We start from the raw sequence: 16,455 nt of genomic DNA on the forward strand, positions 1-16,455 counted from the left end.
AAACAACTGTGGGAGCGTGCTTGCTCGCGATGAGGGCCACACATTCAACATCACTGTCGACTGTCAGACCGCTATCGCGAGCAGGCTCGCTCCCACAGGGTTACGACGTTTTACTTAGTGGAACAGCACCGCCGTCTTCTGCAGGGTCACCCACACACCCCACGCCAACGGAATCCCGACCGCCAGCCACGCAGCAACCGCCAACGGCTTGCTGCCCGGCGCGGCTTTCCACTCAAGCACGGTGCTGCTGTCAGCACCCTTGTCGTGGCCCAGCGCCTGCTCGGCAGCCAGTTCGGCGTCGGTCATGAAGTACTTGTCTGCCACCGGACGCACCAGCAGGTTGCACAGAAAACCCAGCACCAGCAGGCCGGCGAGGATGTACAGAGTGATGTCGTAAGCCGCCGCGCGTTCAACGCCGATGCTCAGTTGATACTCACGCAGGTAGTTCACTAGCACCGGACCCAGCACGCCAGCAGCAGCCCATGCCGTCAGCAGACGACCGTGGATCGCGCCGACCATCTGCGTGCCGAACAGGTCGGCCAGATATGCCGGAACGGTTGCGAAGCCACCGCCATACATCGACAGGATGATGCAGAACGCCGCCACGAACAGCGCAACGTTGCCCAGATGGCCGAGGTTCGGAATCAGCGCGTACAGCGCAAAGCCCAGCGCGAAGAACACGAAGTAGGTGTTCTTGCGACCCAGGTAGTCCGAGAACGACGCCCAGAAGAACCGGCCGCCGATGTTGAACAGGCTCAGCAGACCAGTGAAACCGGCCGCAATCGCTGCGATCGACGCCAGTTGCCCGGCATCCAGCTGACCGAACGGCAGATCATTGCCCAGCAGCTTGCCGCCGAACACTTCCTGCAACAGTGGCGAAGCCATGCCGAGGATGCCGATACCGGCGGACACGTTCAGGCACAGCACCAGCCACACCAGACGGAATTGCGGGGTTTTCCACGCCACATTCACGTGTACGTGACGGTGGGTGATCATCGCATTCGACGCTTTCTTCGCTGGCGCGGTCCAGCCTTCAGGCTTCCAGCCGGTCGGCGGGACGCGGTACGACAACGCACCACCGATCATGAACACGAAGTAGATCGCGGCCATGGCCACAAAGCTCTGCCACACGCCCACGCCAGCCGGCGAAGCGAAATGGCTCATCAGAGCGGTCGCCAGTGGCGCACCGACCATCGCGCCACCACCGAAGCCCATGATCGCCATGCCGGTGGCCATGCCGCGCTTGTCCGGGAACCATTTGATCAGGGTCGACACCGGCGAGATGTAGCCCAGGCCCAGACCGATACCGCCGATCACGCCGGAGCCGATCCACATCAGCCAGATCTGGTGGGTATAGATCCCCAACGCAGAAATCAACAGACCGCCGCACCAGCACAGTGCCGAGACGACACCGGCCTTGCGCGGGCCGGCGTGTTCGAGCCAGCCACCCCAGATCGCTGCCGAGCAGCCGAGGAAGATGAAGAACAGGGTGTAGATCCAGCCGAGCATGGAGATCGGCCAGTCGCATTGCGACGAGAAGACTTGTGCGATGAAGCTCATGTCCGGCGCGCAAGCCACCGGAGCGGTGATGCCCAGCGCCTTGGACAACGGCAGCCAGAACACGGAAAAACCGTAGGCCATGCCGATGCACAGGTGAATGGCCAGAGCGGCCGGTGGTACCAGCCAGCGGTTGAAACCGGGCTTGGCGATGATGCGTTCCTTGGACAGGAACGCAGGCTGGGCGGCGCTGAGGCCGTCCGCCGTAATGCTCGTGCTCATTGTGTATCCCCCAATTATTAGTATGGTTCGCCAGCCACTGCTCACCCCCGGCCTTTATGCACGCAGGCATGACCGTGTTGGTGGGTGAAGCTCCTTGAGGCGCGACCAAAAGTCGCAGAAGGGCGGACGAACGGGCGAAGGTTACCATCTGCACGTGACAGAAAAACCAAACTGATATCACCTTTTTTGAGTCATCTGATCTCCTGTGACCGGGGAACCCTCCTGCCGACCGTTGTCGAAGCGCTGCACGTCGCGGATCAACAGGTTCCTCAGGACGCCGCACCAGCGCGGGGTTATGCAGCGCTATACTCCCCGGCTAAATTACGAATTCGACTAACTACAAGGACTCGCCCATGAAAGCGTTCGGCAAAATCCTGGGTCTGGTACTTCTCGGGCTGTTGCTGATCATTGTGGCGGCGGGCTTCGCCCTGACCCACCTCTTCGATCCCAACGACTACAAAGACGAGATCCGCCAGATAGCCCGCGACAAGGCCCACATCGAGCTGACGCTCAATGGCGATATCGGCTGGAGCCTGTTCCCGTGGCTCGGCCTGGAATTGCACGAGGCCAGCGTCGCCACCCTGATCAAGCCTGCCGAACCGTTTGCCGATCTGCAGATGCTCGGTCTGTCCGTGCGCGTGCTGCCGCTGTTGCGCCGCGAAGTGCAGATGAGCGATGTGCGTGTCGAAGGCCTGAACCTGCGCCTGAACCGTGACAAGAACGGTCACGGCAACTGGGAAGACATCGGCAAGCTGCCTGCCGCAGCGCCTACGCCGGGCAGCACCCCGCCGGTTGCCGCTGGCGAGCCGGTTGCCGAAACGCCTGCCCAGCCGGAGAAACCGCCGCAGCCGATCCGCCTCGACATCGACAGCCTGACCGTCAACAACGCCCGCGTTGAATACAACGACGAGCAGACCGGCAAGCAGTTCAGTGCCGAAAGCATCCAGCTGAGCACCGGCGCGGTACACGATTCAACCAACATTCCGCTGAAAGCCACGGCGTTCCTCAGCACCAATCAGCCCGTGTTGCGAGTACGCACCGAGCTCAATGGCGAGTTGCGCATCGAGCGCGCCCTGCAACGCTACAAGTTCGAAGACTTGAAGCTGTCCGGCGAACTGACCGGCGATCCACTGCAAGGCAAGGCCATGACGTTCTCCGCCCAGGGGCAGATGCTGCTGGACAAGGCTGCGAACGTCGCCGAATGGACCGGGATCAAGATCTCCGCCAACCAGTTGCGCGCCTTGGGTGAGCTGAAGGCCAACGATCTCGACAAGACCCCGCAGATCACCGGCGGGATTTCCATCGCCCAGTTCGATCTGGCGAAATTCGTCGACAGCATCGGCCAGACCCTGCCGGCCATGGCCGAAGGCAGCCTGAGCAAGGTCGAGCTGGTCAGTCGCGTGTCTGCCACGCCCACCAGCGTGGCGCTGGACAACATCAACCTGAAACTCGACGACAGCAGCTTCAGCGGCCGCATCGCCGTCGAAGATTTCGCCAAGCAATCGCTGCGGGCGATCCTCAAGGCCGACACTTTCAACGTCGACCGCTACCTGCCGCCAAAATCGGAAAAAGCCACCAGCGCCACCCAGGCACGTCAGACCGAAGTCGCCAGCACCGAAGCCGATGCCATGGCCGGCGCCGGCAGCACCCCGCTGCCGGACAAACCGAGCAAAAGTGCCTGGAGCACCGAGCGACTGTTCCCGGTGGAGCGCCTGAGCAAACTGGACGTGAACGCCGACCTGACCTTCGGCCAGTTGACCCTCGACAAGCTGCCGATCCAGAACGCTGCACTGAAAGCCACCGGCCAGGGCGGCCTGTTGACCCTGGAGAACCTGCGCGGCGAGCTGTACAACGGCGACTTCGAAGCCAAGGGCACGCTGGATGTGCGCCAGACCGCGCCAGTGCTGAATCTGCAAACCCGGATCAACCGCGTGCCAGTGGAAAAAATCCTCGAAAGCCAGGGCAAGAATCCACCGGTCAAAGGCCTGGTGAACCTCACCAGCACTGTCACCGGTAGCGGCAACAGCCAACAGGCGCTGATCGACACCCTCAACGGCAACGCCAGTTTCGTGATCAACAACGGCGTGTTGCTCAATGCCAACCTCGAACAGCAACTGTGCAAAGGCATCGCCACGCTCAACCGCAAATCCCTGAGCGGCGAGCCGCGCGGCAAGGACACGCCGTTTCAGGAGCTCAAGGGCAACCTGACCTTCCGCAACGGCGTCGCCAGCAACCCGGACCTGAAAGTGCGGATCCCGGGCATGACCGTCAACGGTGACGGCGACATCGACCTGAAAGTGCTGGGCATGGACTATCGCGTCGGCATCATCGTCGAAGGCGACACCAGCGCCATGCCGGACCCGGCCTGTCAGGTCGGCGACAAATTCGTCGGCATCGAGTGGCCGCTGCGCTGCCGTGGCCCGCTGGAGCTCGGCGCCAAGGCTTGCCGTGTGGATAACGAGCGGCTCGGCCAGGTCGCGACCAAAATGGCCGGCGACAAGCTCAGCGAAAAAATCGACGAAAAACTGGGCGACAAAGTCAGCCCTGAACTGAAAAACGCATTGAAGGGGCTGTTCAAGCGATGAGAGCGGAGCAGTTTTCCACGGCGGTGCTGGAATGGTTCGACCGCCACGGCCGCCATGATTTGCCTTGGCAACAGGACATCAACCCATACAGGGTGTGGGTGTCCGAGATCATGTTGCAGCAAACCCAGGTCAGCACCGTACTCAACTACTTCGACCGGTTTATGGCTGCGTTGCCGACGGTCGAAGCCCTGGCCGAAGCGCCGGAGGACGAAGTGCTGCACCTGTGGACGGGCCTGGGTTACTACACCCGCGCGCGCAATTTGCAGAAGACCGCGAAGATCGTCGTCAGCCAGTACGGCGGCGAGTTTCCCCGCGATGTCGAGAAACTCACGGACTTGCCGGGCATCGGCCTGTCCACCGCTGGCGCGATTGCCAGCATCAGCATGGGCCTGCGCGCACCGATCCTCGACGGCAACGTCAAACGGGTGCTGGCGCGCTTTACCGCGCAGGAGGGCTACCCCGGCGAGCCAAAGGTCGCCAAACAGCTGTGGGCCAACGCAGAACGCTTCACGCCGCAGGATCGGGTCAACGCCTACACCCAGGCGATGATGGATCTGGGCGCCACGCTGTGCACCCGCAGCAAACCGAGCTGCCTGCTGTGTCCACTGGAGAAGGGCTGCGAAGCGCATATGCTCGGCCTGGAGACGCGCTACCCGATTCCCAAGCCGCGTAAAGCCATCCCGCAGAAACGCACGCTGATGCCGCTGCTGGCCAACGAGGAGGGCGCGATTCTGCTTTATCGCCGCCCCTCCAGCGGATTGTGGGGCGGTTTGTGGAGCCTGCCGGAACTCGACGACCTCGACGACCTGCAACACCTCGCCGCGCAGCACTCGCTGGAACTCGGCGAGCAGCAGGCGCTGCCGAGCCTTGTCCACACCTTCAGCCATTTCCAGCTGTCCATCGAACCCTGGCTGGTTCAGGTGCAGGAGGCGGGCGGTCACGTGGCCGAGGCCGACTGGCTCTGGTATAACCTCGCCACCCCGCCGCGCCTGGGCCTCGCCGCCCCGGTCAAAACCTTGCTCGAACGCGCGGCCGCCGTCTTGAATGCAGGAGAGTCGACATGACCCGCACCGTAATGTGCCGCAAGTACAAAGAACAACTCGAAGGTCTGGAGCGCCCACCGTACCCGGGCGCCAAGGGCCAGGACATCTTCGAACACGTCTCGGCCAAGGCCTGGGCCGACTGGCAGAAACACCAGACCCTGCTGATCAACGAAAAACGCCTGAACATGATGAACGCCGAAGATCGCAAATTTCTGCAGGGCGAAATGGACAAGTACTTCTCCGGCGAGGAATACGCCCAGGCGGAAGGCTACGTGCCGCCAGCGGAATAACCCCCGAAAATCGGGGGTCGGATCGTAAGCGACGGAATTAATTTAAGAAATTTTAAAAAAGTGTTTGACGTAAATCCGAAAAACCCTTTTAATGCGCCCCGTTGCCCAGATAGCTCAGTCGGTAGAGCAGGGGATTGAAAATCCCCGTGTCGGCGGTTCGATTCCGTCTCTGGGCACCAAATACCGAAAACCCTGAATCGCAAGATTCAGGGTTTTTTTATGCCTGCGATTTGATGGAGACTGGATCCCGCGCTTCTTGCAGGCCGGAATTCGCGATACTTTTCCCAACCCTTACGGAAGAGGGTCATCCAGTCGATGAACCAGAAAAGAACCCGCATCCCCCTGCCCCATCCACCACCCTATCGCCAGAGCCGGACTTCGTTCTGGCTGACGCTTCTTGTCGGGCTGTTGATAACGTTCGCCATTGGCGCGTCGATTTACATGATCATCGACAGCCTGATCAGTGGCTCGATCACCACAACCAATCGCGGCCCGCGCACAACCTACCTCCGGGATCTGCAACCGCGCAGGTACTGGTTCGAAGTCGTGTGGCAAAGCCTCGTCCCCCTAATGCTGGTGAGCGTTGCGCTGTTCGGGTTACGGATCCACCTGAAGGTACGCAAGTGAACGTAATGGACGGGATTCAGCCCGAACCCCGTCCTGGTCGACGTTATTGATGCCAATCCCAATGAAACACCAGGTTACTTGCCCCGCCGATGCCAACATTGGCAACGTCCCGCCGCACCTCACCATTGCGGGTGGCAACCACGGTGTATTTGCCTGGCGGCAGTTGCGCATAGACCAAAGGCCCGATCTGGCTCAGGTTCAGCACCGGCTGCCCTGTCGCTTTCTGGACAACCAGGTCGACGTCCGAGGTGTACAGGTTTTGTGCACCGACGGAGAAGGTCATGTGCAGGTTGTAGCCGGCGGCTTGCTGAATCGCCCGTGACTCGTCCAGGCCAATCCCTCCGGACAGGTAATTGATACCGTTTTGCTGTTGTTGCTGGACTTGCACACCGGCACTGTCGATCGGCTCGGCGCTGCTCGCCTGCGCCATGAGCGGGAACATCAGAACAGCCACTGCAGCGACCGGCAGCATGAATGAAATGACGCGTTTCATGATGAGTACTCCCGGGTTCTCGCAGAACCCAATCGTTACTCCTGTTTAGATTTTGCGATGCAAGGCTGGTTTTAGATTGATTGGGAGTTGTCTTGAATGCGAAAAGGACTACGCGTTGTATTCCCCAATCGCTATCTTCGTCGGTCGCATCCTGCAAAACCCGCCCCCTCTTCCTTCGGTAGAGCCAGACACGGCCGGCATCGCCAGTCCGTGAATTATTGGCATGCTCTTGCTTCTGTTTCTCCTGAGCCGGAAGACCTGATGAGCCAACTTGAACCTGCTGATACGCAAGATCCAAAACTCGATTCGCTGTTGGGCGATCTGGGTGACCTGATACGCCAGGCGCGGCAGAAAGTGTTGCGAACGGTCGACACGATTCAGGTCCAGACCTGCTGGCAGATCGGGCGACATATTGTCGAGTTCGAACAACAGGGAGCCCGACGGGCGGGGTATGGAAAACAACTTCTGGCTACGTTGGCAAAAGAACTGACTGCGGACTTTGGGAAAGGCTTCGATTCTTCAAACCTTCGCTACATGCGTTTGTTTTATCAGGCATTTCCAATTCGTGACGCACTGCGTCACGAATTGAGCTGGACCCACTATCGCAAGCTATTGGGGATAGAAAGCGAATCAGCCCGCCAGTGGTACATGAACGAAGCCGCCACGCAAAACTGGTCAAGCCGCGCCCTGGATCGCCAGATCAACACGCTCTACTACGAACGTCTGTTGATGAGCCGAGACAGAACCGACGTCTATGCAGAGGCAGCGACGAACATTGCCGCGATGAAAAGCAATCCTCGGGAATTCATCCGCGACCCCGTCCTTCTGGAGTTTCTCGGCCTGCCATCACCGGGCAAGCTTCAGGAATCCGAACTGGAGCAAGCCTTGATCGACCAGCTCCAGGGATTTCTCCTCGAACTGGGCAAGGGCTTCGCTTTTGTCGGCCGTCAGCAACGCATCAGTGCTGGAGACGATGATTTTTACATCGATCTGGTGTTCTACAACTATCTGCTCAAATGCTTCGTCATCCTGGATCTGAAGCGCGGCAAACTCAGCGCTCGGGACGTGGGACAGATGGACATGTACATACGCATGTACGACGACCTGAAACGCAGTGAGGGCGACGGGCCTACGGTGGGGATCATTCTCTGTGCACAACAAAATGAATCGGTTGCGCGCTACACAATCCTCAAGGGCAATGAACAACTGTTCGCCAGCAGCTACAAACTGGTGCTGCCGAGCGAAGAGGAATTACGAGCGGAGCTAAACCGGGAACACACGCTGCTGGAAGAACGCTTGATTGATCAGCCGGATGATTAACCGACGACGGATTGTTCACCGAGCCGCCTGAGACTATCGTTGGCAGCTACTCCGCGAAGGTCGAGAGCCATGGGTTTTCAAGAGACGCACGCACTGGAAGATGCCCGGAACAGAACCGCGCTCGCAAGCGATGTTCAGGACGCACCCTTTCAGGAGCCCGCCGCCGATGGCTATCGCCTTGGTGGTTTCACCTGGCGCCACGCTTCGCCCGACCCACAGCGCCCGGTGGTGATCATCAATGCCGCCACTTCCGTGCGCTGCCGTCACTATTCGCGCTTCGCCGCGTACCTGTTCGCCAACGGTTTCGACGTGATCATTTATGACTACCGGGGCATTGGTGAATCGCGCCCGAAGTCGATGAGGCATTTGCAGGCTTCGTGGACGGACTGGGGCGCGCTGGATTTCGAAGCGATGCTCAAACGCGCGCAGCGGGAGTTTCCCGGTCAGCCGATCGATGTGGTCGGGCACAGCTTCGGTGGCTGCGCAGCAGGTCTGGGGGCCTCCGGGCAGGTAATCCGACGATTGGTTATGGTCGGCGCGCAATTCGCTTACTGGCGCGATTACGCGCCCGAGCATCGCTGGCGGATGTTCGGCAAATGGCATCTGCTGATGCCACTGGTCACGCTGCTCTGTGGCTACTTTCCGGGCAAACGCCTCGGCTGGCTGGAAGACACGCCCGCGGGCGTAGTGCGCGACTGGAGCACGCCTGGCGCACGTTATGAGCAGCGTCCGAGCGGTCGGGCGATGCTGGCGAAAAACGGCCGCCTGCCCTTCTCCAATGTCCACGCAAACACCCTGGCAATCAGTATCGGCGACGATCCTTACGGGACCATTCCGGCAACCGAACGCCTGCTCGATTACTTCGACAGTGCGCAAAAGACCCACCTGCGAATCGAACCCCAGGACATTGGCGAACAAGAAGTCGGACATTTCGCCTTTTTTCGCAGCGCATACCAAGCCACACTATGGCCCATCGCTCTGACCTGGCTGCAAACCGGCGCACTGGCCCCCGACACACCGGGGCGGCAAGTACCGCGCAGCTGAACCCCTCCAACGCACCACGGAACACACACCATGGCTTCCGCCAACAAGCAGCAAAAACGCGCCGCCCGGGCCAAGACCAAGGCCAAGCAGAACCGCACCAAACGTGCGGAAGCGCCGGTCGAGCTGGACCCGAACGACGACCGCATCGATTTCGAATCGGTGGACCTGACCGAGCTGTTCAAGAAAATGATCGACGCCGAGAAGATCAGCCAGCAGGCCATGTGCACCGCGTTCCTCGAAGACCCGTTGCTGGAACTGGTGTACGAACAGGAAGGCGAAGAAGGTGCGATGGACTTCATCCTCGCCGCACTGATCGAGTACCGCCAGTGGTCCACCGAGACCGACGAGGCCGGCGCCTTGGCGTGGATTGAATCGCCTGCCTTCCAGAAAGACTATGTGGCCGCGTCCGACGCAATCGCCGCACAAACCCAACAGAAAAACTGAGTTCCCATGGCATCCCTTAACAAGCAGCAGAAACGCGCCAAACGCGCCAAGGCCAAAGCCAAGCAAATCCGCATGGTCGGCCGCAAACCTCTGGCCCAGGACGATGACCTCGGTCACCTGGCCGAGCCGATCCCGGAATACACCCTGGCGATGTTCAGCAAGATGCGCGACGCCGAAGCCGTCAGCCGCAACGACATGCTGCTGACGCTGCTGCGGGAGCTGGCGTTCATCATCGTTGATCATCCTGAACTGCTGGACATGGAAAACGCCGACAACGAAGGCATGGCCGCCACCCACCTGGCCGCCGACATGCTGATCGACTACCGCATGTGGGCCGACGGCATGGACCGCGAGACCGCCCAGGCCTGGCTGAGCGAACCGCAGTTCATCACCGACTTCGGGATTGCGCTGGATAGCTACGGTCAGTCGGTTGATGCACCGGAAGAGAAGAGCGAATAAACCCCGCTCAGTAACAAAAACGGCCGCTTGTCATCACTGACAGCGGCCGTTTTGCATTACGCGATTCGGATCAGTTCAGAACCGCCGCACCACGGTTTTCCGCCTTGCGACGGCGAGCGACCAACAGACCGGTAGCCACAACGACCAGACTCAGCAGGCCGGTCGCGAGGATTTCCACACGGTGGGCGTCCTGGAACAGCATGATGGTCAGGGCTGCCACGATGAAGGCGATCACCGCGTAGGTCAGGCCTGGGAACAGCCACATGCTGAAGACGATTTTTTCGCCGCGAGCCATGCGTTGTTTACGCATGCGCAGTTGCGAAATCGCGATCACCAGGTACACCAGCAGCGCGATGGCGCCGGAGCTGGCCAGCAGGAACTCGAACACCGCAGCCGGGGCCACGTAGTTGGCGAAGGTGCACAGGAACGCCGCGCCAGTGGACAGCATCACCGCCCAGTAAGGGGTGCCGCTCTTGTTGGTGCGGGTTGCCATGGCAGGAGCATCACCACGCTTGCCGAGGGAGAACAGCATGCGCGAAGAGGTGTACAGCGCCGAGTTCAGGCAGCTGGTCACCGCGACCAGTACCACGATGTCGACGATCATCTTGGCGTTCGGGATGCCCATGCGCTCAAGCACAGTCTGGTAGGAGCCGAGGCTCGCCAGAACCGGGTCGTTCCATGGCACCAGGGCCACAACGATGAAGATCGATACGAGGTAGAACAGGCCGATCCGCCAGATCACCGAGTTGGTGGCCTTGGAGATCTGCTTGCCAGGGTTCTTCGATTCCGCGGCCGCGATGGTCACGATCTCGGTACCCATGAAGGAGAACATGGTGGTCAGGATCGCGCCCAACACCGCGCCCATGCCGTTTGGCAGGAAGCCCTGGGTGTCGAAGATGTGCGAAACGCCGCTGACCTGGCTGTTCGGCAGGAAGCCGAAAATGGCCGCGATACCGAGGATGATGAAACCGATGATCGCCACGACTTTGAGCAGGGCGAACCAGAATTCGAACTCACCGTAGTTTTTCACGCTGAACAGGTTGGTCACCGTCAGCAGCATGGTGATGATCAGCGCGAAGGCCCAGATTTCCACGCTCGGGAACCAGGCGTGCAGGATGGTCGCGGCGGCGTTGGCCTCCAGCGGGATCACCAGTACCCAGAACCACCAGTACAGCCAGCCGATGGTGAAACCGGCCCAATGGCCGATGGCGCGGTCGGCGTAAGTCGAGAACGAGCCGGTGTCAGGCGAAGCAACAGCCATTTCGCCGAGCATGCGCATCACCAGCACAACCAGCGCGCCAGCAGCGGCGTACGCCAGCAGAACAGCGGGACCGGCGGCGGCGATGGCGTGGCCGGAGCCTACGAACAGACCTGCACCGATCACCCCGGCGATCGACAGCATGGTCACATGACGCGGTTTGAGCCCCTGTTCGAGGCCATTGGAGCTTTGGGTACTGCTCATTGAAACTACCTTTGCGAGGAAAGCGATTCAGTCCGTCCCGTCTGGCGTTCTTTCTCGTAAAAAGAATCCAACGGGGCGTTCCGGATTCTGCACGCAATAATTGCGCCAAAATGTTTCAAACTCTTCTGGCCTGCGGTTTTCAGCGCGACCGGACAGTCATCGCAAGTCCTTGAGAATACTGGCCTTTCGCCAAAGCGTTACCCTGCGACTCACTTTTTAAACGAATCAGCGCACCAGAAACACACTGAAAAAGTGTGGGATGCACAATAAAAGGGCGAATGAGGAACGTTCGGCCGGTTAGCGCTTCCAACACCCCGCCAAAGGTGGCAACATCGCGCCTTTTTTTACGCGGCACCCACGGGAATCAACGTTCAAACACCCGTTCGGTTGTTGATGGGGCGACAGTCTGCTGCGCCGATGCGACAACCTGCCACACGCCATCCGTTTACCGCCCGAAGCGCTGTTGGCTGCCATTGAAACGCTATGCTAGCTTGGCCGCCTCGCCAGGAAGGCCAACCAACAGCAGGAGCGCAACATATATGAGGAACGCACATGGCTGAGGCCACGCCCGCGCTTGAAATCCGCAACTTGCACAAACGCTACGGACAGCTTGAGGTGCTCAAAGGCATCTCGCTGACCGCCCGCGACGGCGATGTGATCTCGATCCTGGGTTCCTCCGGTTCCGGCAAGTCCACGTTCCTGCGTTGCATCAACCTGTTGGAAAACCCGCATCAGGGCCAGATCCTGGTGGCCGGGGAAGAACTCAAGCTCAAGGCCGCCAAGAATGGCGAGCTGGTTGCCGCCGACGGCAAGCAGATCAATCGCCTGCGCTCCGAGATTGGTTTTGTGTTTCAAAACTTTAATCTGTGGCCACACATGAGCGTGCTCGACAACATCATCGAAGCCCCGCGCCGCGTGCTCGGCCAGAGCAAGGCCGAAGCCATCGAAGTCGCCGAAGCCCTGCTGGCCAAGGTCGGCATCGCCGACAAGCGCCACGCCTACCCGGCGCAACTGTCCGGTGGCCAGCAACAACGCGCGGCGATTGCCCGCACGCTGGCGATGCAGCCCAAGGTGATCCTGTTCGACGAGCCCACCTCCGCCCTTGACCCGGAAATGGTCCAGGAAGTACTTAATGTCATCCGCGCATTGGCCGAAGAAGGCCGCACCATGCTGCTCGTGACCCACGAAATGGGGTTCGCCCGTCAGGTTTCCAGTGAAGTGGTATTCCTCCACCAGGGCCTGGTCGAAGAGCAAGGATCGCCACAGCAGGTGTTTGAAAACCCGCTTTCGGCGCGCTGCAAACAATTCATGTCCAGCAACCGCTAACGGAGCTACCCGCATGCAGAACTACAAAAAGGTCTTCCTGGCCGCCGCCGTCTCCCTGGCGTTCAGCGCCGGCGCCATGGCCGAGACCCTGAAGATGGGCATCGAAGCGGCTTACCCGCCGTTCAACAACAAAGATGCCAGCGGTAACGTCGTCGGCTTCGACAAAGACATCGGCGATGCCCTGTGCGCCAAGATGAAAGTCGAGTGCTCCGTGGTCACTTCCGACTGGGACGGCATCATCCCGGCCCTGAACGCCAAGAAGTTCGACTTCCTGATCTCTTCGATGTCGATCACCGACGAGCGCAAGCAAGCGGTGGACTTCACCGACCCGTACTACTCCAACAAGCTGCAATTCATCGCGCCGAAAAACGTCGACTTCAAAACCGACAAGGCTGCACTGAAGGGCAAAGTGATCGGCGCCCAGCGCGCGACCCTGGCCGGCACCTTCCTGGAAGATCACTTCGGTGACGACATCACCGTCAAGCTCTACGACACCCAGGAAAACGCCTACCTCGACCTGACTTCCGGTCGCCTGGACGGCATCCTCGCCGACAAATACGTCAACTACGAGTGGCTGAAAAGCGACGCCGGCAAAGCCTACGAATTCAAGGGCGACCCGGTGGAAGAAAGCGACAAGATCGGTATCGCTGTACGTAAAGGCGACGCCATCCGCGAGAAGCTGAACGTCGCGCTGAAGGAAATCGTTGCCGACGGCACCTACAAGAAGATCAACGACAAGTACTTCCCGTTCAGCATCTACTGATCCTGACCTGCCGGATCGACGCCGCTACAGAGTGGCGCCGATCCCCGGCCTTGCCTGCCGCGATTTGAAAAGAAATCCATGATTATCGACCTCTACGGATTCGGCCCGGCGCTCGCCGCCGGCGCGCTGATGACCGTCAAACTGGCACTCTCGGCCCTGTGCCTCGGGCTGGTGCTCGGTCTGCTCGGCGCCTTGGCCAAGACTTCCCCGTACAAGCCGCTGCAATGGCTTGGCGGCACTTATTCGACCCTGGTGCGCGGCGTCCCGGAATTGCTCTGGGTGCTGTTGATCTACTTCGGTACGGTCAACGCCATGCGCGCCCTCGGTGAGTTCTTCGGCAATCCCGATCTGGAACTCAGCGCCTTCGCCGCCGGCGTCATTGCGCTGGGCCTGTGCTTCGGCGCCTACGCCACGGAAGTGTTCCGCGGCGCGATCCTCGCCATTCCCAAAGGCCACCGTGAGGCCGGCGTGGCCCTGGGCCTGTCGAAATGGCGGATCTTCACCCGGCTGATCATGCCGCAGATGTGGCGCATCGCCCTGCCCGGTCTGGGCAACCTGTTCATGATCCTGATGAAGGACACCGCACTGGTGTCGGTGATCGGTCTGGAAGAAATCATGCGACACGCGCAGATCGGCGTGACCGTATCCAAACAGCCGTTCACCTTTTATATGGTCGCCGCCTTCATGTACCTGGGCCTGACCGTACTGGCCATGACCGGCATGCACTTCCTGGAAAAACGCGCCGCACGCGGCTTCGCGAGGAGCGCTCAATGAACTGGGAAGTCATCATCAAGTGGCTGCCGAAACTGGCTCAGGGCGCGACCCTGACCCTGGAACTGGTGGCCATCGCCGTGATCGCCGGGCTGCTGCTGGCAATCCCGCTGGGCATCGCCCGTTCTTCGAAGCTGTGGTACGTGCGCGCATTGCCCTACGCCTACATCTTCTTTTTCCGTGGCACGCCGTTGCTGGTTCAGTTGTTCCTGGTCTATTACGGCCTGGCGCAGTTCGACGCGGTGCGTAACAGCTCGATGTGGCCGTACCTGCGCGATCCGTTCTGGTGCGCTACCGCGACCATGACCCTGCACACCGCGGCGTACATCGCCGAGATCCTGCGCGGCGCGATCCAGGCGATTCCCCCGGGTGAAATCGAAGCGGCGCGGGCGCTGGGCATGTCCCGGCCGAAAGCGCTGTTCTACATCATCCTGCCGCGTGCTGCGCGCATCGGCTTGCCGGCCTACAGCAACGAAGTGATCCTGATGCTCAAGGCCAGTGCCCTGGCCAGTACCGTGACTTTGCTGGAACTGACCGGCATGGCCCGTACGATCATTGCCCGCACTTACTTGCCGGTGGAGATCTTCTTCGCGGCCGGTGTGTTCTATCTGGTAATGGCCTACGTGCTGGTTCGCGGCTTCAAGTTGCTGGAACGCTGGCTGCGCGTCGATGCGTGCCAGGGGCGCTGAAGCTTCTTACGTGCTGACGGGCGAGGATCTGCTCGCCCGTTTCACGGCACTGGATACATTTCTCACGGCGCATCAGACGCTGTGGAAACCCCGCCCGTTCACTCATCTGCAACTGCCCTGGGAAGCGTCCTACCCGGAGCTGGCCTTGTGGCTACGTGGCCGGTCGCTGGAGGATGCGGAAAACGCCCACAACCATCCTGCCGAACTTTTGGGTGCGCCCGAACCCTTTGCTTCATTGGCAGCGTTATCGCTTGAGCTGAGCTCGGTGGGTGAATTACCTGCACACGAGTTGGAAGCTTCCAGCCATCGACTGAATGTCGATGTGCCGGGGCGCAAATGGCAGCAGATCGAGGCCTTCGCCAGCCGTTTGTCGTTTGCCTCACAACCGAAGCACTGGCTGGATTGGTGTTCGGGCAAAGGTCATTTGGGCCGTCGCCTGCTCGGCGCTGACCAGCAACTCATCTGTCTGGAATATGACCCGGCGCTGGTCGCCAGCGGTCAGGCGCTGAGTCAACGTCATCGCCTGCATGCGCTGCATGTCGAGCAGGATGTGCTCGCGGCGAACACCGCTTTATTGCTGAACGCAGAGCACACACCCGTCGCCCTACACGCTTGCGGCGACCTGCATGTGCGGCTGATGCAACTGGCTTCCGACGCTGGCTGCCGACAATTGGCGATCGCACCGTGCTGCTACAACCGGATCAGTCGTACTGAATATCAGGCATTGTCCTCCGCTGGTTCGCGATCAGACCTACAGCTCTCGCTGGAAGATCTGTCCCTACCGATGAGCGAAACCGTCACTGCCGGGGCCCGCGTCCGACGTCAACGTGATACCTCCATGGCCCGTCGGTTGGCCTTCGATCTGCTGCAACGGCAAGTGCGGGGCATCGACGAGTACCTCCCGACGCCATCCCTTCCCAGCGCCTGGCTGGACAAGCCGTTCGACGACTTCTGTCGCGACCTGGCGGCGTTGAAAGAGTTATCCACAATCGGCGAGCGCGATTGGCCGGCACTGGAAGCAGCGGGTTGGCAGCGGTTGGCCGAAGTTCGCAACCTGGAATTAATGCGCGGACTCTTCCGACGACCGTTGGAGCTTTGGCTGAATCTTGATCGGGCACTTTTCCTCAGCGAACAGGGATACGTCGTACGTCTCGGTACCTTCTGCGAGGCGCCGCTCACACCGCGTAATTTCCTGTTGCTGGCCGAACGCGCTTAAATCCTTACAGCCTGTGGATAACTCTGTTGATGGATTTCTCGTGGATCCAATATCCACGGCTGTTTCAAGCCATTAACAGCCCTGGTCATTTTTTGTTCACATGAATAAAAAACCGGTAAAACAGGGATTTGCGATTCAAATGAG

Annotated in this window: 16 protein-coding genes and 1 tRNA gene; 14 read left to right on the plus strand and 3 right to left on the minus strand. The window is 60.2% G+C overall.

What is annotated here, in order from left to right; genetic code table 11:
• Window positions 1-114 precede the first annotated feature (114 nt).
• The gene (locus AC1RMX_RS08560; RefSeq protein ID WP_096821954.1) at window positions 115-1,779 is read right to left on the minus strand and encodes an OFA family MFS transporter; all 1,665 of its coding nucleotides are present in this window, start codon (window positions 1,777-1,779) and stop codon (window positions 115-117) included.
• A 353-nt stretch (window positions 1,780-2,132) separates the two neighbouring features.
• Here AC1RMX_RS08560 and AC1RMX_RS08565 point away from each other — a divergent pair, with 353 nt between their 5' ends.
• From AC1RMX_RS08565 to AC1RMX_RS08585, 5 genes are all read left to right on the plus strand, one after another.
• Complete coding sequence (locus AC1RMX_RS08565) at window positions 2,133-4,364, plus strand: AsmA family protein (RefSeq protein WP_493071451.1); 2,232 nt, start codon at window positions 2,133-2,135, stop codon at window positions 4,362-4,364.
• A complete protein-coding gene (gene mutY, locus AC1RMX_RS08570) occupies window positions 4,361-5,428 on the plus strand; it encodes an A/G-specific adenine glycosylase (protein WP_096821952.1) in 1,068 nt (355 codons plus the stop codon). Before AC1RMX_RS08565 ends, mutY begins: the two co-directional genes overlap by 4 nt.
• Window positions 5,425-5,697 carry an oxidative damage protection protein gene (locus AC1RMX_RS08575; RefSeq protein ID WP_007952551.1) on the plus strand — a complete coding sequence of 91 codons (273 nt, stop codon included), beginning with the start codon at window positions 5,425-5,427 and terminating at the stop codon, window positions 5,695-5,697. Before mutY ends, AC1RMX_RS08575 begins: the two co-directional genes overlap by 4 nt.
• 103 nt (window positions 5,698-5,800) lie before the next feature.
• Window positions 5,801-5,876, plus strand: a tRNA-Phe gene (locus tag AC1RMX_RS08580).
• 136 nt (window positions 5,877-6,012) lie between these two features.
• Window positions 6,013-6,324, plus strand: coding sequence for a hypothetical protein (locus tag AC1RMX_RS08585; RefSeq protein WP_493071453.1), 312 nt, complete (start codon window positions 6,013-6,015; stop codon window positions 6,322-6,324).
• 43 nt (window positions 6,325-6,367) lie between these two features.
• Here AC1RMX_RS08585 and AC1RMX_RS08590 read toward each other — a convergent pair whose 3' ends face one another.
• A complete protein-coding gene (locus AC1RMX_RS08590) occupies window positions 6,368-6,817 on the minus strand; it encodes a carboxypeptidase regulatory-like domain-containing protein (RefSeq protein WP_493071455.1) in 450 nt (149 codons plus the stop codon).
• Window positions 6,818-7,078: 261 nt separating this feature from the next.
• Between AC1RMX_RS08590 and AC1RMX_RS08595 the strand changes: the two genes are divergently transcribed.
• The 4 genes from AC1RMX_RS08595 to AC1RMX_RS08610 all read left to right on the plus strand — a co-directional run bounded on the left by AC1RMX_RS08595 (window position 7,079) and on the right by AC1RMX_RS08610 (window position 10,084).
• Window positions 7,079-8,137: a PDDEXK nuclease domain-containing protein gene (locus tag AC1RMX_RS08595; RefSeq protein ID WP_493071457.1), complete on the plus strand. Its 1,059-nt coding sequence runs from the start codon at window positions 7,079-7,081 to the stop codon at window positions 8,135-8,137.
• 69 nt (window positions 8,138-8,206) lie between these two features.
• Window positions 8,207-9,181 (plus strand): alpha/beta hydrolase family protein, encoded by a 975-nt coding sequence (locus tag AC1RMX_RS08600; protein ID WP_493071459.1) that lies wholly within the window; start codon window positions 8,207-8,209, stop codon window positions 9,179-9,181.
• 30 nt (window positions 9,182-9,211) lie between these two features.
• A complete protein-coding gene (locus AC1RMX_RS08605) occupies window positions 9,212-9,625 on the plus strand; it encodes a hypothetical protein (RefSeq protein ID WP_249484256.1) in 414 nt (137 codons plus the stop codon).
• Between the two features lie 6 nt (window positions 9,626-9,631).
• Window positions 9,632-10,084, plus strand: a complete 453-nt coding sequence (locus AC1RMX_RS08610; RefSeq protein WP_096821941.1) for a hypothetical protein — start codon at window positions 9,632-9,634, stop codon at window positions 10,082-10,084.
• 70 nt (window positions 10,085-10,154) lie between these two features.
• Here AC1RMX_RS08610 and gabP read toward each other — a convergent pair whose 3' ends face one another.
• Entirely contained in the window at window positions 10,155-11,546 is a 1,392-nt protein-coding gene (gene gabP / locus AC1RMX_RS08615; protein WP_096821940.1) for a GABA permease, read from the minus strand.
• 552 nt (window positions 11,547-12,098) lie between these two features.
• On the opposite strand from gabP, the gene AC1RMX_RS08620 reads away from it, so the two are divergent.
• The 5 genes from AC1RMX_RS08620 to AC1RMX_RS08640 all read left to right on the plus strand — a co-directional run bounded on the left by AC1RMX_RS08620 (window position 12,099) and on the right by AC1RMX_RS08640 (window position 16,311).
• Complete coding sequence (locus tag AC1RMX_RS08620) at window positions 12,099-12,872, plus strand: ABC transporter ATP-binding protein (protein WP_007897462.1); 774 nt, start codon at window positions 12,099-12,101, stop codon at window positions 12,870-12,872.
• A gap of 13 nt (window positions 12,873-12,885) precedes the next feature.
• Complete coding sequence (locus AC1RMX_RS08625) at window positions 12,886-13,635, plus strand: ABC transporter substrate-binding protein (RefSeq protein WP_096821939.1); 750 nt, start codon at window positions 12,886-12,888, stop codon at window positions 13,633-13,635.
• Between the two features lie 78 nt (window positions 13,636-13,713).
• The gene (locus AC1RMX_RS08630; protein WP_096821938.1) at window positions 13,714-14,409 is read left to right on the plus strand and encodes an ABC transporter permease; all 696 of its coding nucleotides are present in this window, start codon (window positions 13,714-13,716) and stop codon (window positions 14,407-14,409) included.
• Window positions 14,406-15,095 carry an ABC transporter permease gene (locus tag AC1RMX_RS08635; protein ID WP_007952568.1) on the plus strand — a complete coding sequence of 230 codons (690 nt, stop codon included), beginning with the start codon at window positions 14,406-14,408 and terminating at the stop codon, window positions 15,093-15,095. The genes AC1RMX_RS08630 and AC1RMX_RS08635 overlap by 4 nt, the downstream gene beginning before the upstream one ends.
• Window positions 15,076-16,311, plus strand: coding sequence for a methyltransferase (locus AC1RMX_RS08640; protein WP_493071462.1), 1,236 nt, complete (start codon window positions 15,076-15,078; stop codon window positions 16,309-16,311). Before AC1RMX_RS08635 ends, AC1RMX_RS08640 begins: the two co-directional genes overlap by 20 nt.
• The last annotated feature ends 144 nt before the right edge of the window (window positions 16,312-16,455 follow it).

This window comes from Pseudomonas sp. GW822-FHT03F04 (assembly GCF_058801405.1).

Bases quoted from the DNA above. Each gene is read 5' to 3' on its own strand.
- AC1RMX_RS08560 (WP_096821954.1), bottom strand. From the start codon at position 1,779: ATGAGCACGAGCATTACGGCGGACGGCCTCAGCGCCGCCCAGCCTGCG.
- AC1RMX_RS08565 (WP_493071451.1), top strand. From the start codon at position 2,133: ATGAAAGCGTTCGGCAAAATCCTGGGTCTGGTACTTCTCGGGCTGTTG.
- mutY (WP_096821952.1), top strand. From the start codon at position 4,361: ATGAGAGCGGAGCAGTTTTCCACGGCGGTGCTGGAATGGTTCGACCGC.
- AC1RMX_RS08575 (WP_007952551.1), top strand. From the start codon at position 5,425: ATGACCCGCACCGTAATGTGCCGCAAGTACAAAGAACAACTCGAAGGT.
- AC1RMX_RS08585 (WP_493071453.1), top strand. From the start codon at position 6,013: ATGAACCAGAAAAGAACCCGCATCCCCCTGCCCCATCCACCACCCTAT.
- AC1RMX_RS08590 (WP_493071455.1), bottom strand. From the start codon at position 6,817: ATGAAACGCGTCATTTCATTCATGCTGCCGGTCGCTGCAGTGGCTGTT.
- AC1RMX_RS08595 (WP_493071457.1), top strand. From the start codon at position 7,079: ATGAGCCAACTTGAACCTGCTGATACGCAAGATCCAAAACTCGATTCG.
- AC1RMX_RS08600 (WP_493071459.1), top strand. From the start codon at position 8,207: ATGGGTTTTCAAGAGACGCACGCACTGGAAGATGCCCGGAACAGAACC.
- AC1RMX_RS08605 (WP_249484256.1), top strand. From the start codon at position 9,212: ATGGCTTCCGCCAACAAGCAGCAAAAACGCGCCGCCCGGGCCAAGACC.
- AC1RMX_RS08610 (WP_096821941.1), top strand. From the start codon at position 9,632: ATGGCATCCCTTAACAAGCAGCAGAAACGCGCCAAACGCGCCAAGGCC.
- gabP (WP_096821940.1), bottom strand. From the start codon at position 11,546: ATGAGCAGTACCCAAAGCTCCAATGGCCTCGAACAGGGGCTCAAACCG.
- AC1RMX_RS08620 (WP_007897462.1), top strand. From the start codon at position 12,099: ATGGCTGAGGCCACGCCCGCGCTTGAAATCCGCAACTTGCACAAACGC.
- AC1RMX_RS08625 (WP_096821939.1), top strand. From the start codon at position 12,886: ATGCAGAACTACAAAAAGGTCTTCCTGGCCGCCGCCGTCTCCCTGGCG.
- AC1RMX_RS08630 (WP_096821938.1), top strand. From the start codon at position 13,714: ATGATTATCGACCTCTACGGATTCGGCCCGGCGCTCGCCGCCGGCGCG.
- AC1RMX_RS08635 (WP_007952568.1), top strand. From the start codon at position 14,406: ATGAACTGGGAAGTCATCATCAAGTGGCTGCCGAAACTGGCTCAGGGC.
- AC1RMX_RS08640 (WP_493071462.1), top strand. From the start codon at position 15,076: ATGCGTGCCAGGGGCGCTGAAGCTTCTTACGTGCTGACGGGCGAGGAT.